General features: G+C 39.8%; 21 protein-coding genes. 2 read left to right on the top strand and 19 right to left on the bottom strand.

The features are described from left to right. The 5 genes from PCY09_RS09270 to PCY09_RS09250 all read right to left on the bottom strand — a co-directional run. A partial coding sequence (locus PCY09_RS09270; protein WP_301556712.1) for a SpaA isopeptide-forming pilin-related protein occupies positions 1–2,287 on the bottom strand: 2,287 nt, incomplete at its 3' end. A gap of 332 nt (positions 2,288–2,619) precedes the next feature. Beyond that, positions 2,620–3,360 (bottom strand): class I SAM-dependent methyltransferase, encoded by a 741-nt coding sequence (locus PCY09_RS09265; protein WP_125397213.1) that lies wholly within the window; start codon positions 3,358–3,360, stop codon positions 2,620–2,622. 404 nt (positions 3,361–3,764) lie between these two features. Next, positions 3,765–4,121: a class Ib ribonucleoside-diphosphate reductase assembly flavoprotein NrdI gene (locus PCY09_RS09260; RefSeq protein ID WP_185760627.1), complete on the bottom strand. Its 357-nt coding sequence runs from the start codon at positions 4,119–4,121 to the stop codon at positions 3,765–3,767. Beyond that, on the bottom strand, positions 4,122–4,469 hold the full coding sequence (locus PCY09_RS09255) for a hypothetical protein (RefSeq protein ID WP_125397215.1): 348 nt from the start codon (positions 4,467–4,469) through the stop codon (positions 4,122–4,124). 194 nt (positions 4,470–4,663) lie between these two features. Further along, complete coding sequence (locus tag PCY09_RS09250; protein WP_125397216.1) at positions 4,664–5,230, bottom strand: TetR/AcrR family transcriptional regulator; 567 nt, start codon at positions 5,228–5,230, stop codon at positions 4,664–4,666. A 147-nt stretch (positions 5,231–5,377) separates the two neighbouring features. On the opposite strand from PCY09_RS09250, the gene PCY09_RS09245 reads away from it, so the two are divergent. Beyond that, positions 5,378–6,328: a hypothetical protein gene (locus PCY09_RS09245; RefSeq protein WP_301556711.1), complete on the top strand. Its 951-nt coding sequence runs from the start codon at positions 5,378–5,380 to the stop codon at positions 6,326–6,328. A 118-nt stretch (positions 6,329–6,446) separates the two neighbouring features. Here the strand turns inward: PCY09_RS09245 and PCY09_RS09240 are convergent, their stop codons facing one another. The 14 genes from PCY09_RS09240 to PCY09_RS09175 all read right to left on the bottom strand — a co-directional run bounded on the left by PCY09_RS09240 (position 6,447) and on the right by PCY09_RS09175 (position 17,640). Then, entirely contained in the window at positions 6,447–6,863 is a 417-nt protein-coding gene (locus PCY09_RS09240) for a DUF3021 domain-containing protein (protein WP_061602350.1), read from the bottom strand. A 10-nt stretch (positions 6,864–6,873) separates the two neighbouring features. Beyond that, positions 6,874–7,329, bottom strand: coding sequence for a LytTR family DNA-binding domain-containing protein (locus PCY09_RS09235; protein WP_061602351.1), 456 nt, complete (start codon positions 7,327–7,329; stop codon positions 6,874–6,876). 22 nt (positions 7,330–7,351) lie between these two features. Continuing rightward, positions 7,352–8,197, bottom strand: a complete 846-nt coding sequence (locus PCY09_RS09230) for an ABC transporter permease (RefSeq protein ID WP_061596169.1) — start codon at positions 8,195–8,197, stop codon at positions 7,352–7,354. Between the two features lies 1 nt (position 8,198). After that, on the bottom strand, positions 8,199–9,065 hold the full coding sequence (locus tag PCY09_RS09225) for an ABC transporter ATP-binding protein (RefSeq protein ID WP_125397218.1): 867 nt from the start codon (positions 9,063–9,065) through the stop codon (positions 8,199–8,201). 149 nt (positions 9,066–9,214) lie between these two features. Beyond that, positions 9,215–11,206, bottom strand: coding sequence for an FtsX-like permease family protein (locus PCY09_RS09220; RefSeq protein ID WP_125397219.1), 1,992 nt, complete (start codon positions 11,204–11,206; stop codon positions 9,215–9,217). Next, positions 11,187–11,966, bottom strand: coding sequence for an ABC transporter ATP-binding protein (locus PCY09_RS09215; protein ID WP_020992587.1), 780 nt, complete (start codon positions 11,964–11,966; stop codon positions 11,187–11,189). The genes PCY09_RS09220 and PCY09_RS09215 overlap by 20 nt, the downstream gene beginning before the upstream one ends. A 10-nt stretch (positions 11,967–11,976) precedes the next feature. After that, positions 11,977–12,105, bottom strand: a complete 129-nt coding sequence (locus PCY09_RS09210; protein ID WP_260469972.1) for a hypothetical protein — start codon at positions 12,103–12,105, stop codon at positions 11,977–11,979. 115 nt (positions 12,106–12,220) lie between these two features. Next, a complete protein-coding gene (locus tag PCY09_RS09205) occupies positions 12,221–12,979 on the bottom strand; it encodes a TraX family protein (protein WP_061595960.1) in 759 nt (252 codons plus the stop codon). A 297-nt stretch (positions 12,980–13,276) separates the two neighbouring features. After that, positions 13,277–14,149: a DUF4299 family protein gene (locus tag PCY09_RS09200; RefSeq protein WP_061602130.1), complete on the bottom strand. Its 873-nt coding sequence runs from the start codon at positions 14,147–14,149 to the stop codon at positions 13,277–13,279. After that, a complete protein-coding gene (locus PCY09_RS09195; RefSeq protein WP_061602131.1) occupies positions 14,146–14,613 on the bottom strand; it encodes a hypothetical protein in 468 nt (155 codons plus the stop codon). The genes PCY09_RS09200 and PCY09_RS09195 overlap by 4 nt, the downstream gene beginning before the upstream one ends. 104 nt (positions 14,614–14,717) lie before the next feature. Then, entirely contained in the window at positions 14,718–15,362 is a 645-nt protein-coding gene (locus tag PCY09_RS09190) for a DUF6572 domain-containing protein (protein WP_125397220.1), read from the bottom strand. Between the two features lie 24 nt (positions 15,363–15,386). Beyond that, positions 15,387–15,944 carry a hypothetical protein gene (locus PCY09_RS09185; RefSeq protein ID WP_096755065.1) on the bottom strand — a complete coding sequence of 186 codons (558 nt, stop codon included), beginning with the start codon at positions 15,942–15,944 and terminating at the stop codon, positions 15,387–15,389. 45 nt (positions 15,945–15,989) lie between these two features. Further along, a complete protein-coding gene (locus PCY09_RS09180; RefSeq protein WP_125370118.1) occupies positions 15,990–16,970 on the bottom strand; it encodes a sensor histidine kinase in 981 nt (326 codons plus the stop codon). Next, the gene (locus tag PCY09_RS09175) at positions 16,954–17,640 is read right to left on the bottom strand and encodes a response regulator transcription factor (protein ID WP_008809440.1); all 687 of its coding nucleotides are present in this window, start codon (positions 17,638–17,640) and stop codon (positions 16,954–16,956) included. Before PCY09_RS09175 ends, PCY09_RS09180 begins: the two co-directional genes overlap by 17 nt. 209 nt (positions 17,641–17,849) lie before the next feature. On the opposite strand from PCY09_RS09175, the gene PCY09_RS09170 reads away from it, so the two are divergent. Next, positions 17,850–19,109, top strand: a complete 1,260-nt coding sequence (locus PCY09_RS09170) for an NRAMP family divalent metal transporter (RefSeq protein ID WP_082307486.1) — start codon at positions 17,850–17,852, stop codon at positions 19,107–19,109. The last annotated feature ends 9 nt before the right edge of the window (positions 19,110–19,118 follow it).

Genomic DNA, 19,118 nt, shown 5'->3' with positions numbered 1-19,118 from the left:
CGTCTTTATCGGTTACAGTTAGAGTTGCACCATTCGCTACAACACGGTTGTCTTCACCCTTAGAGTCTTTCTCACCAACATTGGTCACTTCCACTGTGCCGTCTGTTTTGACTTGGAAAGTGATATCGGTTACTTTGAGGTAACCAGTTGGAGATGCTTCCTCATGGAAGGTGTACGTACCCGGTGCCAAGTTCAATTCTTTAGACTTACCAGCTTCTGAAGTCCAGCTTTCTACGGCTGTGCCTTCTGCCTTGTCGCCCTTGTAGATCTTGATCTGAGCTCCTGCGATTTCAGTGCCACCAAGGTTAACTTTACTGAAAGTAATCGCTTTGGGACTGTCATCGTCTTTATCGGTTACAGTTAGAGTTGCACCATTCGCTACAACACGGTTGTCTTCACCCTTAGAGTCTTTCTCACCAACATTGGTCACTTCCACTGTGCCGTCTGTTTTGACTTGGAAAGTGATATCCGTTACTTTGAGGTAACCAGTTGGAGATGCTTCCTCATGGAAGGTGTAAGTGCCCGGTGCCAAGTTCAATTCTTTAGACTTACCAGCTTCTGAAGTCCAGCTTTCTACGGCTGTGCCTTCTGCCTTGTCGCCCTTGTAGATCTTGATCTGAGCTCCTGCGATTTCTGTACCACCAAGGTTAACTTTACTGAAAGTAATGGCTTTTGGACTAGTATCCTCTTTATCAGTAATAGTCAGAACTGGACCAGCTGCAAGAACAGTGTCATCAGCTCCCTTATTCTTAATAATGATAGAACCGTCAGCATTAACTGTAAAAGTAATATCTCCTACAATTTGATATCCCTCTGGAGCATCGAACTCTCTTAGAGTGTAGGTGCCTGGTGCCAGCTTAATCACTTTAGAAGTGTCAGCTACAGTAGTCCAGTCTGCAACAGGTGCCTCTTCAAGATTGACTGTATCTCCACTATAGATTTTCAGTTCCGCACCTGGAATTTCTTTTCCATTTGGATCCACCTTCTTAAAGGTGATATCCTTTTCGGTTGGTGTCTTCTTGTTGACAATATCACGAGATACCGATTTATCAGTTCCGAAATCTTGTGAACCAATCTTGATTTCCTCAGTTGATTTGTCATATCCTTCTGGTGCTTGCACTTCTCGGATAGTATAGTTGTCTCTCAACAACTCTCCTACGCTCGCATTACCATCAGCATCTGTTGTCAACTTGCCAACTACTGCCCCAGTACTGTCACGAACCACTTCAAATTCAGCGCCTTGAAGATTTTCACCCGCCTCATTTACCTTATGGATCTTAATAGAGAATACATATCCTTCGGCTACACCACCAGCAATCTGATAGGTACGAGTGCTAGTTGATTGTTCAGTCAAGCCACCATTATAATTCATCTTGGCTACGTTCGTAATTTTTTCGCCATCAACTAAATCATAATTTGCTTTAGCCCTATATTCAATCATATAACCAAAGCCATTAGTATCTCCTAGAGGTAAAGTAAATCCATCTCCGCCCGGATTTACAGTCATTTGTTTCTTAAATGTTTCTGTCATATCCTGAGCATTAGACCATTTCCAATCTCCGTTATTCCAACGCCAATCTACTTTATAAATACGAAAAGTATCTGGTAAGAAGGTGAAATTTGGAGACGAGAACGCATCCTTGATGGTTATATCACTATAGTTGGCCATATTGCGGTTTACAGTAATATTGTAACGAATGACATTTTTCTCGTCATCCTTATACTGGAAGGAACTCTTTTCAATCTTAGAGTCATACTGTTTAGGAGGTCCATTATAATGAACAGTTCCTGGAACTAATGTCCGTGTTCCTATTGTAAATCCAGCATTCAAGTCACCTTCTTGACTCACTACATCATGGTCAACCCGAGCATAGAAGAAAAATTCTCCACGGACACCAGATTTTTGCTCAACATAATTTGTATATGTTAAGGTAATCGTTTTGTTTGCAGAATCCAAAAATCCATTTGCAACAAGATTACCTGACTCGTCCTTAAGCTCAATAGCTGAAGAGTTCGCAAAAGCATACTCTGGTGGCAAGGTGATTGTCGTCGTATCTCCTTGATGTACTTGGTTATCAGGCAATACAAATTTTGCGTAAACGCGGAAATCTTGCCAAATATCAATCCCTTGTGTTAAGTCTCCTCCAGAAGAATTTTTGAGACTCATCTCAGTAATGACATCATTAAATTCGGCCGCCTGCACTTGGGCAAGAGGAGTTAATGATGGCAAAACCACTCCTAAACAAAGAATAATGACGTGAAGCCAAGTTCTAATTCTTTTGTTCATGCAATCTTCCTTTCTCATAATATTCAGTTTTGAATGTACAATGTAATTGTATACTAACTGATTTCCCCATCTTATCAGTGTTTACCTTTACAAAAAAGTAAACATTTTTTATAGATACATTACGCCTTCATTCTACCATACTATCAATAAAAAGACCATATGTTATAAGCCTTTTTTTAAATATTTATTCTAATTTCATTAACTTGCTAGCATTGAACAAATAATTACATTAACTTTCAAATTAAATCCGGCGCTACCAAATCCAATCTTTTCTTACTTTTTTGTGTCTGACATACCACAAAAAACCGGAAACAAAGTCCGGTTCTTCTGATTTATTTCCTAAAAGTCAAGGCGTAGAATTTACCATCCCAGAGGAATTTCAACTCTTTCTCTTTGACGCCCGCTGGAACTGCTGCTTCAATTTCTCCAAGATCAACAGTAGCATCCTTAAAATAGTCCTTGCTGAAATGGTTCTTTTTATACTGTTGTTCTACATAGTCTGCCGTCTCATCAGAAATCATAATCTTAGTCCCTGGTTTCGCCACCCGGAGCATCTCCTGCATGGCTTTGGCCTTATCGCTAAAGAAATTGATTCCACCGATATGATAGACGATATCAAAACTATTATCCGCAAAGGGCAGATCCTCCGCACAGGCCTGAAAGAGTTGCAGGTTGGTCTTCTTGGAGCAAGATTTTTGGCATTTCTTCAACATGCCTATAGAAATATCCGCTCCAAAAAAGTCTAAGCTTTTCAGATCAACATCCTTAGGAATATAGCATAGATCATGGCCTGTTCCAATAGAAACATAAAGAACTGACAGATGGTCCTTCCATTCTATTTCTGCCATTAGCTCCCTTCTCAGCTTATCGACTGCCTTTCCATAGAGAAAGCCACCCAGCCATTTTTCACTCAAATCATACCAGCGAGCAAAGCGATTATACATAGTCATATACTTAGCATTGTCGCCAGAGATATAGTCCGGATTCAGAGCCAGGTAGATGTCCCCATCTTTTTTAAGTTCATCTACTTTCAAGTCTGACTTCAGTTTCTCTTGTATCTTTGTTTCCATCATGTTTCTTGTCTCCTTTTTCTATTTGACAATTATTATAGAGCATTCTGAGACATAAACAAGAGATTTTCAGCAAGTGGCTACCCAGCGTTAGCAACCGGAAGAAATCTCTTAACAAGTTGCAGAAAAACAAAGGAATATTATACAAAAGAGTCTGAATTTTTCTGCTTTCAGCACTTTGGGTCCAATTGGTCAGCTTTCTACCAGCCTTGAAATTGCACTAAGCTGGTTCTTATCTGATGCTTCTTATTTGAAAGTATTTTTTCCGTCTTATCTCAAATGTCGAGTTCATTCTGTGAAAGCCCGCGAGTCCTTAGGATAAGAACTGAAATCAGAGTCAGAAACAAGATCCCAATTTTCTTGAACCTAGACATAGGAGTTCTCCCTTTATGCGAAACTTGTTGAGACTAGCACTCCGCCAAAAATGCCTGCACAGTCTTGACATCTTCTGGACTACCGCCTTGGTCAATATCACAGATATGCTGGAGCCCATATTTTTCGATAATCAGGGCAGTAGCTCCGCAGAAGGTCCGTCCGTGTTTAACAGAGTCACCATTGTTAACAAAACCTTTAATCAACCCAGGATGTTTCTTGATAAAGCGTTTGGTAGACCAAGGAATTTTCCCGGCACCTGCATTTCGAGTAATGAGAATACAGGGCTCTTCCAGTTTCTCCTTGATGGTCTGGGTCGGATAGCCCAGTGATTCTGCAAATAGTTTTCCAATACCAGTATTTGAATCATAAACTACAATCATCTTCATCACCTACTTTCTTAAAAAAAGGATAGCAAACCAAGCCGCAAAGCCTAAAACTACAACATCCGAGATGAGCATAAGCATAAACTCCAAATCTGGCATCATGTGAATGTAAATCAGCAATGATAGCGTTGCCAAAGCTAGCGCTGTCAGCTTCGCAACTACTGGCAATCCCGGAATCAAAGCTGCTCCGATTAGGACAAGGATGAGACCTCCGACTAAAAATGACTGAAAATCTATACTTAAACTAAAACCAACTGTCACACCGCCATAGCCAATGGTCAAAAGACCAATCGCGACCAGACAGATACCTAAAATAAGCATTCCACTCATGGCAAATCCTCCTTGCTTATTCATTCTTTTCCTCACTTTCTATTTTTGAATGAACAATTTTTAATATTCATTCAAAACTTTCTAAAAAATAATACACTTTATCTAACTATGTTCCTTTCCATTTCCGCATCACCATAGATAGCTCATCACCTCCTTTATTTGTGAATGAATATTTTTATATATTCATTCATGCTATCTTCTGAGAAAAGGAATCTCCTCTATTTGGAAAAAATCCCCTTAACAAAATATTTCACTAAAGTCTCAAGACTATCGAAGTAGCCTGAAAATTCCTGCTCTGTGACATGCATGTCTATGTAGTATATCAAGTCATAAACCTTCATGATCTCAGAAATTCTTTCCTCCGAAAAACCCTCTTCCTGCAAGCGCTGGCTGAAAGTCTGAATCAGAAACTGATGAAAGGCATTGGACGCTCGGCCGGAATCCTGATTATAGTAATTGTGCAGAATCTGAGAAATGCCTGGCTTGTTCCACTCGGCTAAAATTTTATTGGGCGAAATCAACTCAAAAGTGACTGCAAAAAGTTGTTCAACGATTGCCTCGGGCTCGCCCTGCCAGTCCACACGTCGCATAGTTTCCTCGCGTATACGGCTATTTTCAGCTATATAAACTTCCAAGAAGATAGCTTCCTTAGACTCATAATACTTGTAAAAGGAACCGACAGCCATCTGGCTTCTCTTGGCAATATCAGAAATTCCAGCTGCCTTATAGCCTTTTTCTGCAAAAACTTCTCTAGCCGCAGCTAGGAGCTCATTTTTTTTATCCATTTCCAAGCTCCTTTGTGAATGAATTGTATATTATATTCATTCATATTCTAACACTTGTTTTACAAAAGTCAAGTATTTTGCTATACTACGGTCTAGATATTCTTTGAATATCAAATTATTATACCGAATTTTATTGGAGGTTTAGTAATGCTTAAAGAAAAACGCAATCAGGGAATGATTGGCCTATTATTTATTACTCTAATTTTTCTTGGGATAGCTGGTGCCATGGCCTTTATCCAATACCAAAAGGCTAATCCAAAAGCTACCTACTCAGCAGACACAGCTAAAGTCTCTTCTGAAACAGTTTATACTGAAGTTTTTGATATCTCTCCAGAACCTATTTTCCCAGTAAATGATAAAACTGAGGTTTGGCTGGTTCAATATAAGGATGGATATGTTGGCGTTCAAGCAAAAAAAGGTGATAAGCAGATCGCCAAGCTAGTAGAACAAGCAAATAAAGGAGAGCTAAAGAAAAATCCTGCACGACTTGTCGGTACTTACATAAATACAGGTGTCCAAAAGAAGGACCAATCATATATTTCCAACTACGCTAGCTTGATGCATAGTCTAAGAAATGAATCTGGGGATATCTCAGGCAAAATTGCAACCAGCTCTTATATCTCTCTTTCTGAGTTTGACTCTGATAATTCCAAATTCATCTTTTACGTCCTTTTCCTAGTCGGTTTATCTGTCTTTTTTGTCGGAACTGGACTCTTCAACCGCAGAAAGAATGTTCAAGCTTATAATGAAATTTACTCAATTTATCCAGAAGTCCAAGGAAATCTTAATCTCTTACTAGAACAAGCCTCCTTCCATGACGACGAATTGAAAATCATCATCTATAAAGATCACCTGATCACTTATTATCGTGGTGTAAGAACTGTTGACCTCAAACAGGTTATCCACCTCTACCACCATATTTTTACCATGCATCGTGGCTTTGCTTCTAACAGAAATTCTACTCTAATTGCTGTTCGGTCAAATAATAAGAAATATCAGATGCCTATTCGAAATATTGGCAAAACGACAGATGTTCAACTCCAGTCAACCTTTGACTATCTCTACAATTACTTCCCTCATATCAAATTAGGAGTGTAATGTCACATAAAACTCAAGCTAGATTTTCCAGCTTGAGTTTTTTATATATAAAAACAGGAGCAAGATACAATCCAACTCCTTTTTTTAAGATATGCTTGTCAGAACGTTTTTCAGTAGATTACTTGCCTTCTTTTTCCATTCTGCGCTTGGCCAAGGCGCTGTTAATCTTCTTGGTCTTAAGATTTGTATCCAAGTAAAGAAAGAGCCATACAAAGAGATAAATCAGAATAAAATCTAGCCAAAAATGCCAGTTGAAAATTAAAAATCCCCAGTTATTGTAGACCATGAAACAGCATGCTAAGACTGCGACAGCGACAAAATGCAGTAAAATCGAGACTAAAAAAGAGAATCGGTCTTCAAGAGTTTTTAAAATTGAACTGATGATCCCAATCAAACCGCTCATCACTATGACACTGATGATATTACTAGTTGTGGGCGGATGTTTTTGAATAGAGAAAGCAAGGACAATCAGATAGACTGCACTCCCTGTCTGGATGCCCATTAATATAGCGTGTAGACATTTTTTTATACTCATCACTCACCTCCTAGATTCCCAGATATTCCATCAAGAGCTTGACATAGCGACGGCTGACTTCAGTCTTGATTTGATTGGTCAGCTTGGCCGTCATATTGCCAGAAAAGCTGTCAGACAAAGACTCCAAATGGTCAATATTGATGACAGCATGCCGGGAAACCTGGATAAAGTTCGAGCTGTTAATCCGCTGCTGAAAACGAGTCAAGGTCTCTGTTGTCTGGTAGATGCCTTCTCTGCTGTAAATCATCAGAGTTGTCTGGTTGATGTCTGCTAGGATAATATCTTCAGTCTTCAGCATGACCAGTTTATCATCCGACTTGATAGGCAGGACGCCACTTGGCCCTGCCTTGTACTGCTCTAAATAATCTAAGATGGCCTTGGCTTCTGCCGCTAGCTGGTCTGCCTTGACCACAACTAGCGGATCCTTGGAAGAAATGGTCGGATCTGTTTCAAATTTTGCTTGCAAGAGGAAGCTCCCTATTCACATTCTATTGTAGTTTCAGCCGGCGGATGACAATCATATTTTGCACTATCCAAATAAGCGCTATTGCAACTAAAACTATTCCAACTATATAGAAAGTTTCTGTCCTTGTCAAGAGCTCCTGCCATTCAATGCGAATTCCCATTGTTTTTTCAAAAGCTACTCGTGACTGGCTGTTATTGGCAAAAGTGTCTGCTAGACTTTCCTTCATGAGAAGCTGTCTGAAAAGAGATGCCATGTAGTTAGAAGGCGTAAGCTTCATCAGGTTTTGTGCCATGTTCGGCAAGTTTCCAATAGGGATATAGGTTCCCACTAGAAAACCAGAGGTCGCTCCGACTACTGTCGCCAATTTCCCTAAACTATCCACTGATTTGAAGCATTGAACAATCAGAGCATTTATCAGTGTGGCCAAGAGGCTGTTCAAGATCATCAGAAGCACCAGGTAAGAAAGATTTCCCCATTCAAAGGAAATTTTATCCGCCTGCATAAAATAGCTGAGCATAAAGGTAAACATAATGACCTGCATCAAAAAGCCGATAATAATAGAGCTGATAAGATAACTAAGCTGCAAGCCCCACGGTCCTAAGTCCGTGATAAAAAGATCGTCTGTTACCATCCGCTCCCGGTCTTCGACCTGCCGTGAGAAAGCTGCCAATGTGGTTGTTAATGCTGTAACTGCCAACACACCACCAATCAGCCACAAGTCCATCAGCTGGCTGGAATAGCCTCCAGAATTACTTTTCAAAAAAACGATATAAAGCACAAAGGGAATAATGGCTCCAAAGAGAGACAAAATTACCCCACTGCGGTTGCGAAAATAAAGTAAAAAATTGCGTTTAATCAAAGCGAGCATATTAGCGTACCTCTCTTCCTGTCAGTGCCATAAAAGCATCGTCCATGGTTCCGGGTTGGAATTCAAATTGTTCAATATAGGGACCAGCCTGAGCCAATAAGGTCAGAGCTTCTTGAGTCGTTTTAGGGTGGAGGATAAATTCCCCTTCCTTGACTTGCTCCCAGGCACAGTCTCTTGGCAAACTTTTCTCTAAACTTGCTGAATCTTGACTCAAAATCCGTAAGATATTGCGGGCGTAGTTTCCCTTAATCTGGTCTGCAGAGCCTTGGGCAATAACCTGACCATGATCTACGATATAGATCTTATCCGCATCATCAGTTTCATTGAGATAGTGGGTTGTCAGGACAATGGTCATCTGCTCTTCTTTCTGAATCTGCTTGAGTAGGCTCCAAATACTCTCCCGAGTCTGAATGTCCAGCCCTGTTGTAGGCTCATCTAGGAAAAGCAGGTCTGGACTATTGAGCAAGGCTCGCGCAATGTCTACACGACGCTTTTGACCACCAGACAGCGTCCCATACGGTTGCTTGACAAAGGCTGATAAGCCAAGCTGAGAGACCAAGCGTTCGATTCTACCTGCCGGCATCTCCTTGTACTGCTTAGCTCTGATGGTCAGATTTTCTAAAACTGTCAGCCGAGCGTCCAACACACTGTTTTGGAAAACCACACCCAGTCTAAGCTTTTCAGCATAGCAAATCTGCCCGGACGTTGGCTTCAAGAGACCTATCAGCATCTGAATGGTTGTTGATTTCCCTGCACCATTAGGACCTAGAATAGCTGTAAAACTGCCTCTCTCAATCTGAATATCGAGACCATTAACAGCCACCTTATCGCCATAAATCTTGCTAAGATTTTTTGTTTCTACTAACATGATATTTTCTCCTGTCCTTAACTTCTGAAACTATGATAGCAAGTCTTTTTTGAAAAATCTCAGCTTTTTGGACAAGCGGTAAAATGAGGGAGACAAGAGGTAAAAATCCAGACATTAAAAAGCCCCGACCAAAGGTCAGGGATAATAGACTAGCGTGTAACAATCTTTCGATAGCTACGTGAAGTTAATAAGAACACTAAAATATAAGCTAGTAAAAAGATGCTACAGGTTATGATTGTTGTCTGAATTAATAGGGGCGTATTGGTCACACCTAAGAGCGCTACGATCAAACTAAGCATATGAAAAGCAGCAGCTACATGACAGAAAGCAAAAATAAGTGGCAAGAAGAATACTGTTACGATTTGCTTATGTATGGTGCGTTTGGTTTGCTTCTCATCAAGACCAACCTTTTGCAAGATGATAAATCCATCACGATCTTCATAGCCTTCAGAAATCTGCTTGTAGTAAATCACCAGAACAGCCCCCAACAAGAAAATGACTGAGAGAAACAGACCTATAAAGAGCAAGGTTCCCGTCACCTGTTTTTGGTTTTGCTCTGCCACTTCTCTATCAAAGCTTACTGCATAACCACCAACTTGCAGACGGTCCATCTCTTCTGTTACTGCTTTTTGCACCTTATCAGAAAACTCCTGGTTGCTCTTCGTGTTACTAGAGATACCAATATAATATTCATGCAAAGCGTCCAAACCGACTTCTTTTATATCATTGACAACCATGTTTAACATAGCACCCCCAACCATGATATGCCCGTTGGGTAAGTGTCCATGAGTAAAATCTTGCGAGGCAATTTGCTTGATTTTCCAGTCCTTGCCATTGATACGTAAGGGTTGACTTTTATCTAGTGATAAGTTTCTACCATAGATGAATGTTTCGCCATCAGCTAAGTCTAACCTTTCTCCTGTCATCTTCTCATAGTCCCGACGGCTTACAAGCATAAAGCTACCTACTGCCTTGCTGAAAGATTGAGGTGCTTGCATAAAGTTACGGTCGCCAACAGTTACTTCATTCCCCGCCACCTCAGAAAGCATCGACGTTTGATAAAGATAGTCGGAGTAAGTCGGATTTTTAAGACCAGATTCTTGAGCAATTTCTTTTACTTTTTCTAGTAGAGGTTCATTTCTATCTACTGTATCTGGCAAGGATACTGTGACATTATAGTCTTTTGGATAGAGAGTATCAATATAGTCTTTGCCACCAACATAGATATTAATGGTTCCTACCAGCGTCACCAGAAGCATGGTTGAAAGGATGGAAATCGTAGCCAGGCCAGCTGCATTTTTACGCATCCTAGAAATCAAGTTAGATACTGAAATAAAGTTCTGAGGCCTGTAATAGTAACTTTTACGTTTTCTTAGAAAATTTAAAAGTGTAATTGAGCCAGCATTAAAGAGCAAATAGGTCGCTACAACAACCATGAGGACCGCAAGAAAGAAATTGGCAATGGCTGCAACAGGCTTTGTAACTGTCAAGGCTATATAATAAGCAACTCCCATGAGAATGACGCCCAAAAGTGTCTGCAAACCTAAGAATTTCCCTTTCTTTTCTCCTGCTTTCTTTTCTCGCATGAGATTAAGAGAGCTATAACGCAAAAGGCGCATAGAGTTAAGAAAAAGAATGACAGCAAAAGCTAAGCCTAAACTGACTAAAGTTAACCAAATATTAGACCATTGGAAGGTTGAGGTCAACACAACAGGCATACCCATAAACTTCAAGAGCAGGGCATAAAGGAGCTTATCTAGTAGCGTTCCACAGATAATCCCTAGTCCGACAACCCCAGTATATAAAAGACACAGCTCTATGAAGGTCATAGTGAGTAGGTGCCTTTTTTCCATACCAAGTATACTATAAATCCCCAGCTCTTTGGAGCGATTTTTCATGACAAAACTATTGGCATATGTCACAAGAATCAATACCGCAATTTGAATAACCCAAATCCCAAATTGCAGGGTCATACGAGCTGCTGACCCTCCATAAGTCGTCTCCATATTACCACTATAAGTCAAGGAAATAAAACTATAGAGAATAGCGGTTGCCACAAATGTAGATAGGATAAATGGATAATAAAGACTGCGATTCTTAATAAGATTTGAAAGAGCCAGCTTACTGGTTAGTTTGAACATAGTCACCCACCTCACTTGCCATAACGGTTAAGGTATCAGAAATCTCCTGGAACATCTGACGTTCCGTCTTATCACCTCGGAAAATTTGATTATAAAGAATGCCATCCTTGATAAAGAGTACCCGCTTTGCTCTGCTAGCTGCTGATGTCGAGTGGGTCACCATGAGAATGGTCTGACCTCGGTCATTAATATCGTCAAAAACATCTAAAAGCGCAGCCGATGACTTGGAATCCAGTGCACCTGTTGGCTCATCCGCTAATAAAATCTCTGGCTCAGTGATGATGGCCCGCGCCACCGCAACCCGCTGCTTCTGACCACCGGAAATCTCATAAGGAAACTTCTCTTGCAGCTTGTTAATTCCTAATTCAGTACAAGTGGTGACTAGCTTTTGCATCATCTCGGTGACGGGACGTCGAGAAAGCACTAAAGGCAAGAGGATATTGTCCTTAACTGACAAGGTGTCCAGCAGGTTAAAGTCCTGAAAGACAAAGCCTAGTTTTTCTCGACGGAAGCTGGATGCTTGGCTGTTTTTGATGGTCGCTGTATCTGTTCCGTTCAGAAAGACTTGGCCTTCTGTGGGCTTGTCCAGCATGGCCAAGATATTGAGGAGGGTCGACTTACCTGAGCCGGACTCTCCCATGATGGCTACATAGTCGCCCTCATCCACTGTAAAATGAATATCTTTCAGAGCTTCTACTTGATTGCCCTGAAAACGGGTCTTGTAAATCTTTTTTACGTGTTGTACATCTAATAAACTCATAACTTCTCCTTTAAAATCCTAAGTACATTTCTTGAGCTGCCTGATTGGCTTGGCATCCGAATTTCGTCCATTCGATTTCTTTTTGACTTGGCCGAATGGAAGGTCTATCTTTCTTATGACTTATTTTAAATAATTTCATTCTAAACACTTCTTTCTTTTGATAATCTTATTCTACCGAATTTGTACTCGGCTTTCCATAACCTAACCTTACAATCCAGAAAGGAATCTTACACTTTTGTAAGATGGAATGAGCCCTATTTTACCCAAAAGGCTATTAAAGCAATCAACCACAGATGGGCCGGATAGAAAATGTAGAAGAAATATTTGCTCCACTTACTGGTATAACCGCGCTCGCCATTGTAGAGATAAAGAAAAGGTAAGACAGTGATAAAGAGCCAGTCCGAATTATAGAGCATCATCGAAAGGGTTTCTGACAAGCTTGGATAAACTTCGATACTCATGACAAACAACAGAAAAGCTAGAGCAAGGTAAAGTAGATTACGTAAAACTTTGTTCTTTCTGCACCCATAGGTGATAAGCATAAAGGGGATCATAACCATGCCACCTTCTGTTAAGAAAGCAGCTACTAGAAAGACTACTGCGCCTAAGCCATAACGGATCCATTTATCACGCCCATTAAGTTCAAGTTTCTCTTTAGAAAATCCAAAGAAAATTCCCAAACTCAAAACGCCACAAGCTAGTGTTAAAAAGATATTATTGGAGTTGTGTATTTCTTTTGACTGTAAAAGAAAATTTAAAATGACATTTCCAAAGAACATGAGCCCCGCCCAGAAAAAGAGACGAAGATTATATGTAATGCGGTTGCGCGTGTGAATAAAGCCCTCTACTGCTGCAAAGGCAAACCAAACTCCTACACAGCGGGTCACTGCATGAAAAATACCATCCCATCCAGCTGGTAGCAAGCCAGGAATCTTATCAACGTGATCCAAAACCATTAAAAGTGCCATGATTAGTTTTATTTGAAAGCCATTGAGGCCATTCCCTTTTTTCATTTTCCTTCTCCTTTTTCTTTTATAGTCTTATCTTATAAAAATTAAAGAACACCTGCCATAACATAACCTTTCAATTCAAAAGAAAAACCTTACAAATTTGTAAGGTTAGGTGAAAGTTATGATGTGGAGGAAAATTTCTGCTTTCTCGAAAGAATGTGTGCCTTGGACTTGACAGACCGTATTCCTCGCTCTCTTTTTTAATAAGCTAGATCGGCTCCTGCTACTTTCTAAGTATCTGTAATAGGCTATACCTTGCTTCCATACGAAAAAGGATAAGGAATTTTCTTAAAATCCTCCCTATTTCAAGACATCTTGTAGAGTTTCAGGAGAAATTGGGTCTACAAGAACATACTTGGCATCTAGCATATAGATTCCCTCAGTCAACGACTCTAAGAACTGTCGATAAGGAACTTCGGCTAGTTTTTCTCCATCGGCTGTCATGATAAATAGTCGTGCGACTGCAACCTTACTTCCTCGATACTGTTGCAAATATTGAGATTCTAACTCTGGATGAGATGGTAAGATTGTTCGTCCTTCACTATTTAGATAGTTGACAGGAATGATGATATCCTCACCATCCTGCTCTACTTTAAAAACTTGCTGCTCAGAGTAATAAGCATTTAGCTGTTGGGTAAAGCGCAAACGCTGGTCATAGCTATTTAAGAGTTGCTCGTCCGGCCCATGGATAATCTGTCCTAGGTAGAGTTCATTGATGTAAATGGGACGTTTCACTCCCATAACTTCTACTATAGGATGGACTTTTACTTCCTTAGTCAATTCTGAAAGAGCTGATAAGAAAATATCTGTGAAATGAAATTCTAGAATGGAATCTTTATCATAGTCCACTCCATCATGTTCACACACACTTACATCTAAGAGAATGAGCAATGTTTTCAAGAACATCAAGGCCCCAGTCCAGTCAGAAGCTGTCGCCAAATCTGGAACAGATACCTGATAAGCTTGACCATCAAAAGATAGACGGAACCCTAAACTAGACTTCTCTTTGACCCCAAACTGAACAGAATGGAAATCTGAAATAAGAGAGTCTGCAGATGGCTTTAAGCCCGCATCCTTAGTGGAAACGCTGTAACATTCAAAAAGTTCTGCTTGAAGCATCTCACCAATTCTTAGTGATTGGTTGCTTTTTATTGTAAAATTAACTGATTTCATATTTTTCTCCTTCGGTCTACTGGCAAATTCTTTCTACGACGTAGAATCGTTACTTCGCTGACAGGGATTTTTCCTGATGCATACGTGATAAGACCGTACTTATCATCCATCAATTCCGCACCATCTGCTATATTGTTTTCATTTAAAAATTCTTTATCAGAAACCAATATTCGCACATAAGAATCAGGTGCTGTAAAATCATCATCCCCTCGCTTGTGACCAGCCATTGCAAATTCCTGACCTTTATATAGGACACGATCATAAACCGAATACCTCTGACTAACCTCACTATAAGGCACAAGCTTCCCGTATACGCCTTCTCCGGAATCACATACATAGAAACTATAGGGAACGTAACCTTCTTCCAACATCGCTGGATCTTTTGAAAGAAGGATATAGTCATTTATATAATTCACAAAATTCGAGTATACTTTGTTTTGGTAAACTAGATATTCTTTATCCATTTTATCCCTCCACGTATTCCATTATACCACACAAGAAATTATAGGCAGAATGAAGTATAAAATAAACTAAAAAAGAAGACAAATGTCTCCTCTGTGCATTGATCTCACTCCGGAAATTCTACCTTCAAGCTCATATCTGTAGGTTGTAACACTTTCTGAACTGCCGCTAGAAAGGCTAGACCATTATCAGATGGGGAATACTGGAATGTGATATGGATGACCTTTTTATCAAACTTATTACCGTATCGTTCCACATACTGTTTGCTTTCGAGGAAGTAGATATAGTTGTTGAGTTTTTCTTGCAGAATTTCCAGATGGACTGCTTCTATCTCCTCCTCCCAGCCAACTGGGTCCGCTAGGAGAAGTTCCAAATGATTCTCAACTGTACCAATAGCGTCAAGTTCCGTTGGATTTAATTCTGAAGAGATGGCTTTATGTAACAATTCTTCAAATTCTTGATTAGAAAACAGCCGTTTCACTGACGACGGATTTACTAGAATACGAGTAGGTGTTGATCTAAAATAACTTTGCATAGCTATTTCCTTACTTTCCTTAGTCACCCATTCTCCAGTTTCTAAGAATAGTTCCACCTCATAAGCATCTTGTTCGGATCTCAAAGCCTTGTCTACTAATTCTTTACTAACTGGATAAGTAACTTCTCTTTCTTGATGTCCCCCTGTCATCCAGGACATTGTATAATTCCCATTTTCTTCAGTTATGATAAGTCCATTTGCTTTTATTTGATTCATACTACCACTCCCCAGTTCTTTCTCTTATGAAACGTTTCTCTCACTAGCCTTCTTTTCTTCCACAAGTAATTGCATGATCGCTGGCCATTTTCTAAATTGATAGTCAAATCTGAACATGAAGATTATTAATAGACAGAGGAAGCAAAAAATCACTGCCTTGACTTCTTTCTCTATAATAAATAAAGCCACGGAAATTGGAGTTGCGATGATGAAAAAAGATAGTATAAGTTGCAAAAAAACTTTTCGTCTTTTTAATCCCTTAATAAATGCTTCTTTTTGAGCACCTTCTAACTCTGATCTTTTTAATTTTAGACTAGAATGATAATAGTCAATTATTAACTTTGCTGAAAAATAAGCTGGTAGACTCAGGAAAATGACCAAAAATACTCTGGTCCACATATTTTCCAATAAACCAATTTGAGTGATCAGAGCAGAAATTTTATCTATAAGGAATAAAGTGATGGGGACCCAGATGTAATACCAGTTACTAGGAGTAGAAGTCTCCTCCATTAGGATCTTATTTTCCCAATCAAAATGGTATTTTTTATTGTTCCATATTCCTAAATTAATGATTGACTTCACATTTTCACTTACCTTTCAGTTAGAACTTTCTATTAGGGATTATACTCAATCAATCGCCAAGCGTTTTTCTGCTAGTCCGATTTTTACTGTAGTGCCTTGACCGACTTGGGATTCTAAGGACAAGGAATTACCCAGTTGATCGGATATTTTTTTTGATAAATAGAGTCCTAATCCAGATGATTGATGAGTCAGGCGACCATTATAGCCTGAAAAACCTCTTTCAAAGACACGCATAATGTCACTGTCCTTAATCCCCAAACCAGTATCTTTCAGGTAGAGGACATCATCTTGGCAGAAGATTTCAATTCCGCCTTCCTTGGTATACTTGAGGCTATTAGATAAGACCTGCTCCAAGATGATCATAAACCATTTTTTGTCTGTTACAATGGTTCGATCCAAATCGTGCAGGTTCAGTGTCAAACCTTTCTGGATAAAGAAAAGAGCATATTTTTTGACCACCTCTTTGACTAAATCCTCCAGATTTTCCTTCTTTAAGACGAGGTCGTCATGGAAACTTTCCAAGCGCAGATATTGAAGGACTAGGTTGACATAAGATTCGATTTTGAAAAACTCTTGACCCAGTTGCTTCTTGGCATCTGGATCTGTCAAGTCCTGCACCAATAACGATCCTGCCGCAATAGGCGTCTTAATCTGGTGGGCCCAGAGGGTATAGTAGTCCATCAAGTCGTTGTAGCGCTCTCGTTCTAGGACTGATTGACTCTTTTTTTCAGCTTCCATTCTTTGAACCCTTTCAAATAGCAGAGCTTCTACAGCTGTTTGGGTCTGTCCCTGTCCATAAAGTAGCTGATTGTGATAGTTCTTATAGGCTATCAAACTATCTATAGAAAGAGTCAGAATCCCTAAAACCAGCAAAAGAGTAAAAATATACTGAAGAACTACCCGACTATCTTCAAATATAAAACTGAAAAATAGAAGCAAGCCAAAAAACAGTAAAAATTGCAAGAAAAAATAGCGTCTTGAGTAAATATAATATTTGATAAAGAAAAACTTATTCTGTGTGTCCATTTGTCAGACCGTATCCAATCCCTTTTTTCGTCTCAATAAAGTTCTTAAGACCTGTTTCTTCCAGTTTTTTCCGGAGCCTAGCAACATTGACAGATAGGGTATTATCATCAATAAAGAAATCGCTATTCCATAGCTCTTTCATCAAATCTTCCCGCTCAACTATACTGCCTGCTCGCTCAAATAAAACACGTAAAATCTGGAATTCATTCTTAGTCAGCGTAATGACCTGACCATTATACATCAAGTCCATAGACTTGAGATTTAAAATCACGCCTCGGTGTTCTAGGAGATTTTGATCTGTACCAAACTCATAAGAGCGGCGCAACAGTCCTTGAACCTTAGCCAGAAAAACATTGTTATCAAAAGGCTTGGTCACGTAGTCATCACCACCCATATTGATAGCCATGACGATATCCATAGCCTGATCTCGTGAAGATAAAAACATGATTGGAACCGTTGAAATCTTGCGAATCTCCTGGCACCAATGATAGCCATTAAAGAGGGGCAGACCAATATCCATCAAGACCAGCTGAGGTTCCTCCTTAACAAAAAGAGATAAAACCTCCATAAAATCTTCAACCGCAAAAACTTGATAACCCCATTGTTCCAACATCTTTTTAATCATTTGACGGATGACTGGATCATCCTCTACTAACATAATCTTATGCATTTTCGCCTCGCTCAAAATTATTTATAGCTATTATACCAAATTCTTTAGCAATTCACAGAAGTTCTCTTGACGGGACAAAAATCAGATGATTTTCATGAAATTTCAAGTATTTTCCGAAAATTTGTTGACATTTTCTTTATAAATTGATAGAATAACAGAACATTCGGAATTATCTGAAAATTCATTCTTTGTACGAAAAGGAGATTATTATGATTGAACAAACTCAAACATCTACCTGGCAGTCAAAAATAAAAGCCTTAGGGCCAGGGATTCTTATGGCTTCTGCTGCTGTTGGTGGCTCTCATATTGTTTCATCTGCTCAAGCAGGCGCCATGTATGGCTGGTCCCTTCTCTTGCTCGTCATTCTTGCCAACCTTTTTAAGTATCCATTTTTCCGGTTTGGTGCTGAATATACGCTAGAAACAGGAAAAAACTTGGTAGAAGGCTACGCTGAAAAAGGAAAGGTCTACTTGGGTATTTTCTTTATCCTCAATGTTTTCTCTGCCTTAGTCAACACTGCTGCTGTTGGGATTTTGTGTGCTGCTATCGTAGCAAGTGCCTTTCCTAATGCTCTAGGCCTAAGTATCACCCAATGGTCCCTAATTTTGATCGTTATCATTTGGGCTATGCTTCTCTTTGGAGGCTACAAATTCCTTGACGGGCTGGCCAAATGGATTATGTCTGCTTTGACTCTCGCTACAGTCCTAGCTGTCATCGTTGCAATCATTGAGCATCCAGAATATGGGGCAGATTTTGTTGAAAAAACTCCTTGGCAAATGACTGCTTTACCATTTATCGTATCTCTTATGGGTTGGATGCCAGCTCCAATTGAAATCTCCGCTATCAATTCCCTCTGGACTGCCGAAAAAGGAAAAACAGTTGACATCTCTATCAAGGATGGTCTCTTTGACTTCAACGTTGGTTTCATCGGGACTGCTATTTTAGCCGTTTTCTTCGTCGCCATGGGCGCTTTAATCCAATACCCAACTGGGCAGGAAGTCCAAGCAGCTGGAGCAGCCTACATCCAACAATTCGTGGGAATGTATGCTTCTGTCCTTGGGGATTGGTCTCGCTTCTTAATTACCTTTATCGCTTTTCTTTGTATATTTGGAACTGTAATCACAGTCATCGATGGCTACTCTCGCGTCAATGCTGAGTCTCTTCGCCTTCTTCTCAAGAAAAAAGAAATCTCACAAAAAGAGCTGAATGTTTGGATGACTGCTACTTCTATCATCGGTGGTATCATCATATATTTCTTCCAAGGAAGCGTTGCACCTATGCTAAGATTTGCTATGATTGCTTCCTTCTTAACTACCCCATTTTTTGCCCTACTGAACTACCTTCTAGTTACAGGTGAAAATAAAAACCTAGCAAAATGGTTGAAAGCACTCTCTATTCTCGGTCTTATTTTCCTCTTTGGTTTTGCTTTCTTCTTCATCTACGCATTAGTAATTGGTAAGGCCTACTAATAAAAGAAA

The sequence above is a fragment of the Streptococcus sp. SG2 genome (assembly GCF_030439925.1).
In the GTDB taxonomy this organism is placed as follows: domain Bacteria; phylum Bacillota; class Bacilli; order Lactobacillales; family Streptococcaceae; genus Streptococcus; species Streptococcus gordonii.
The sequence above is the reverse complement of the archived record's forward strand: the minus strand, read 5'-3'. Positions and strand labels throughout refer to the sequence as shown.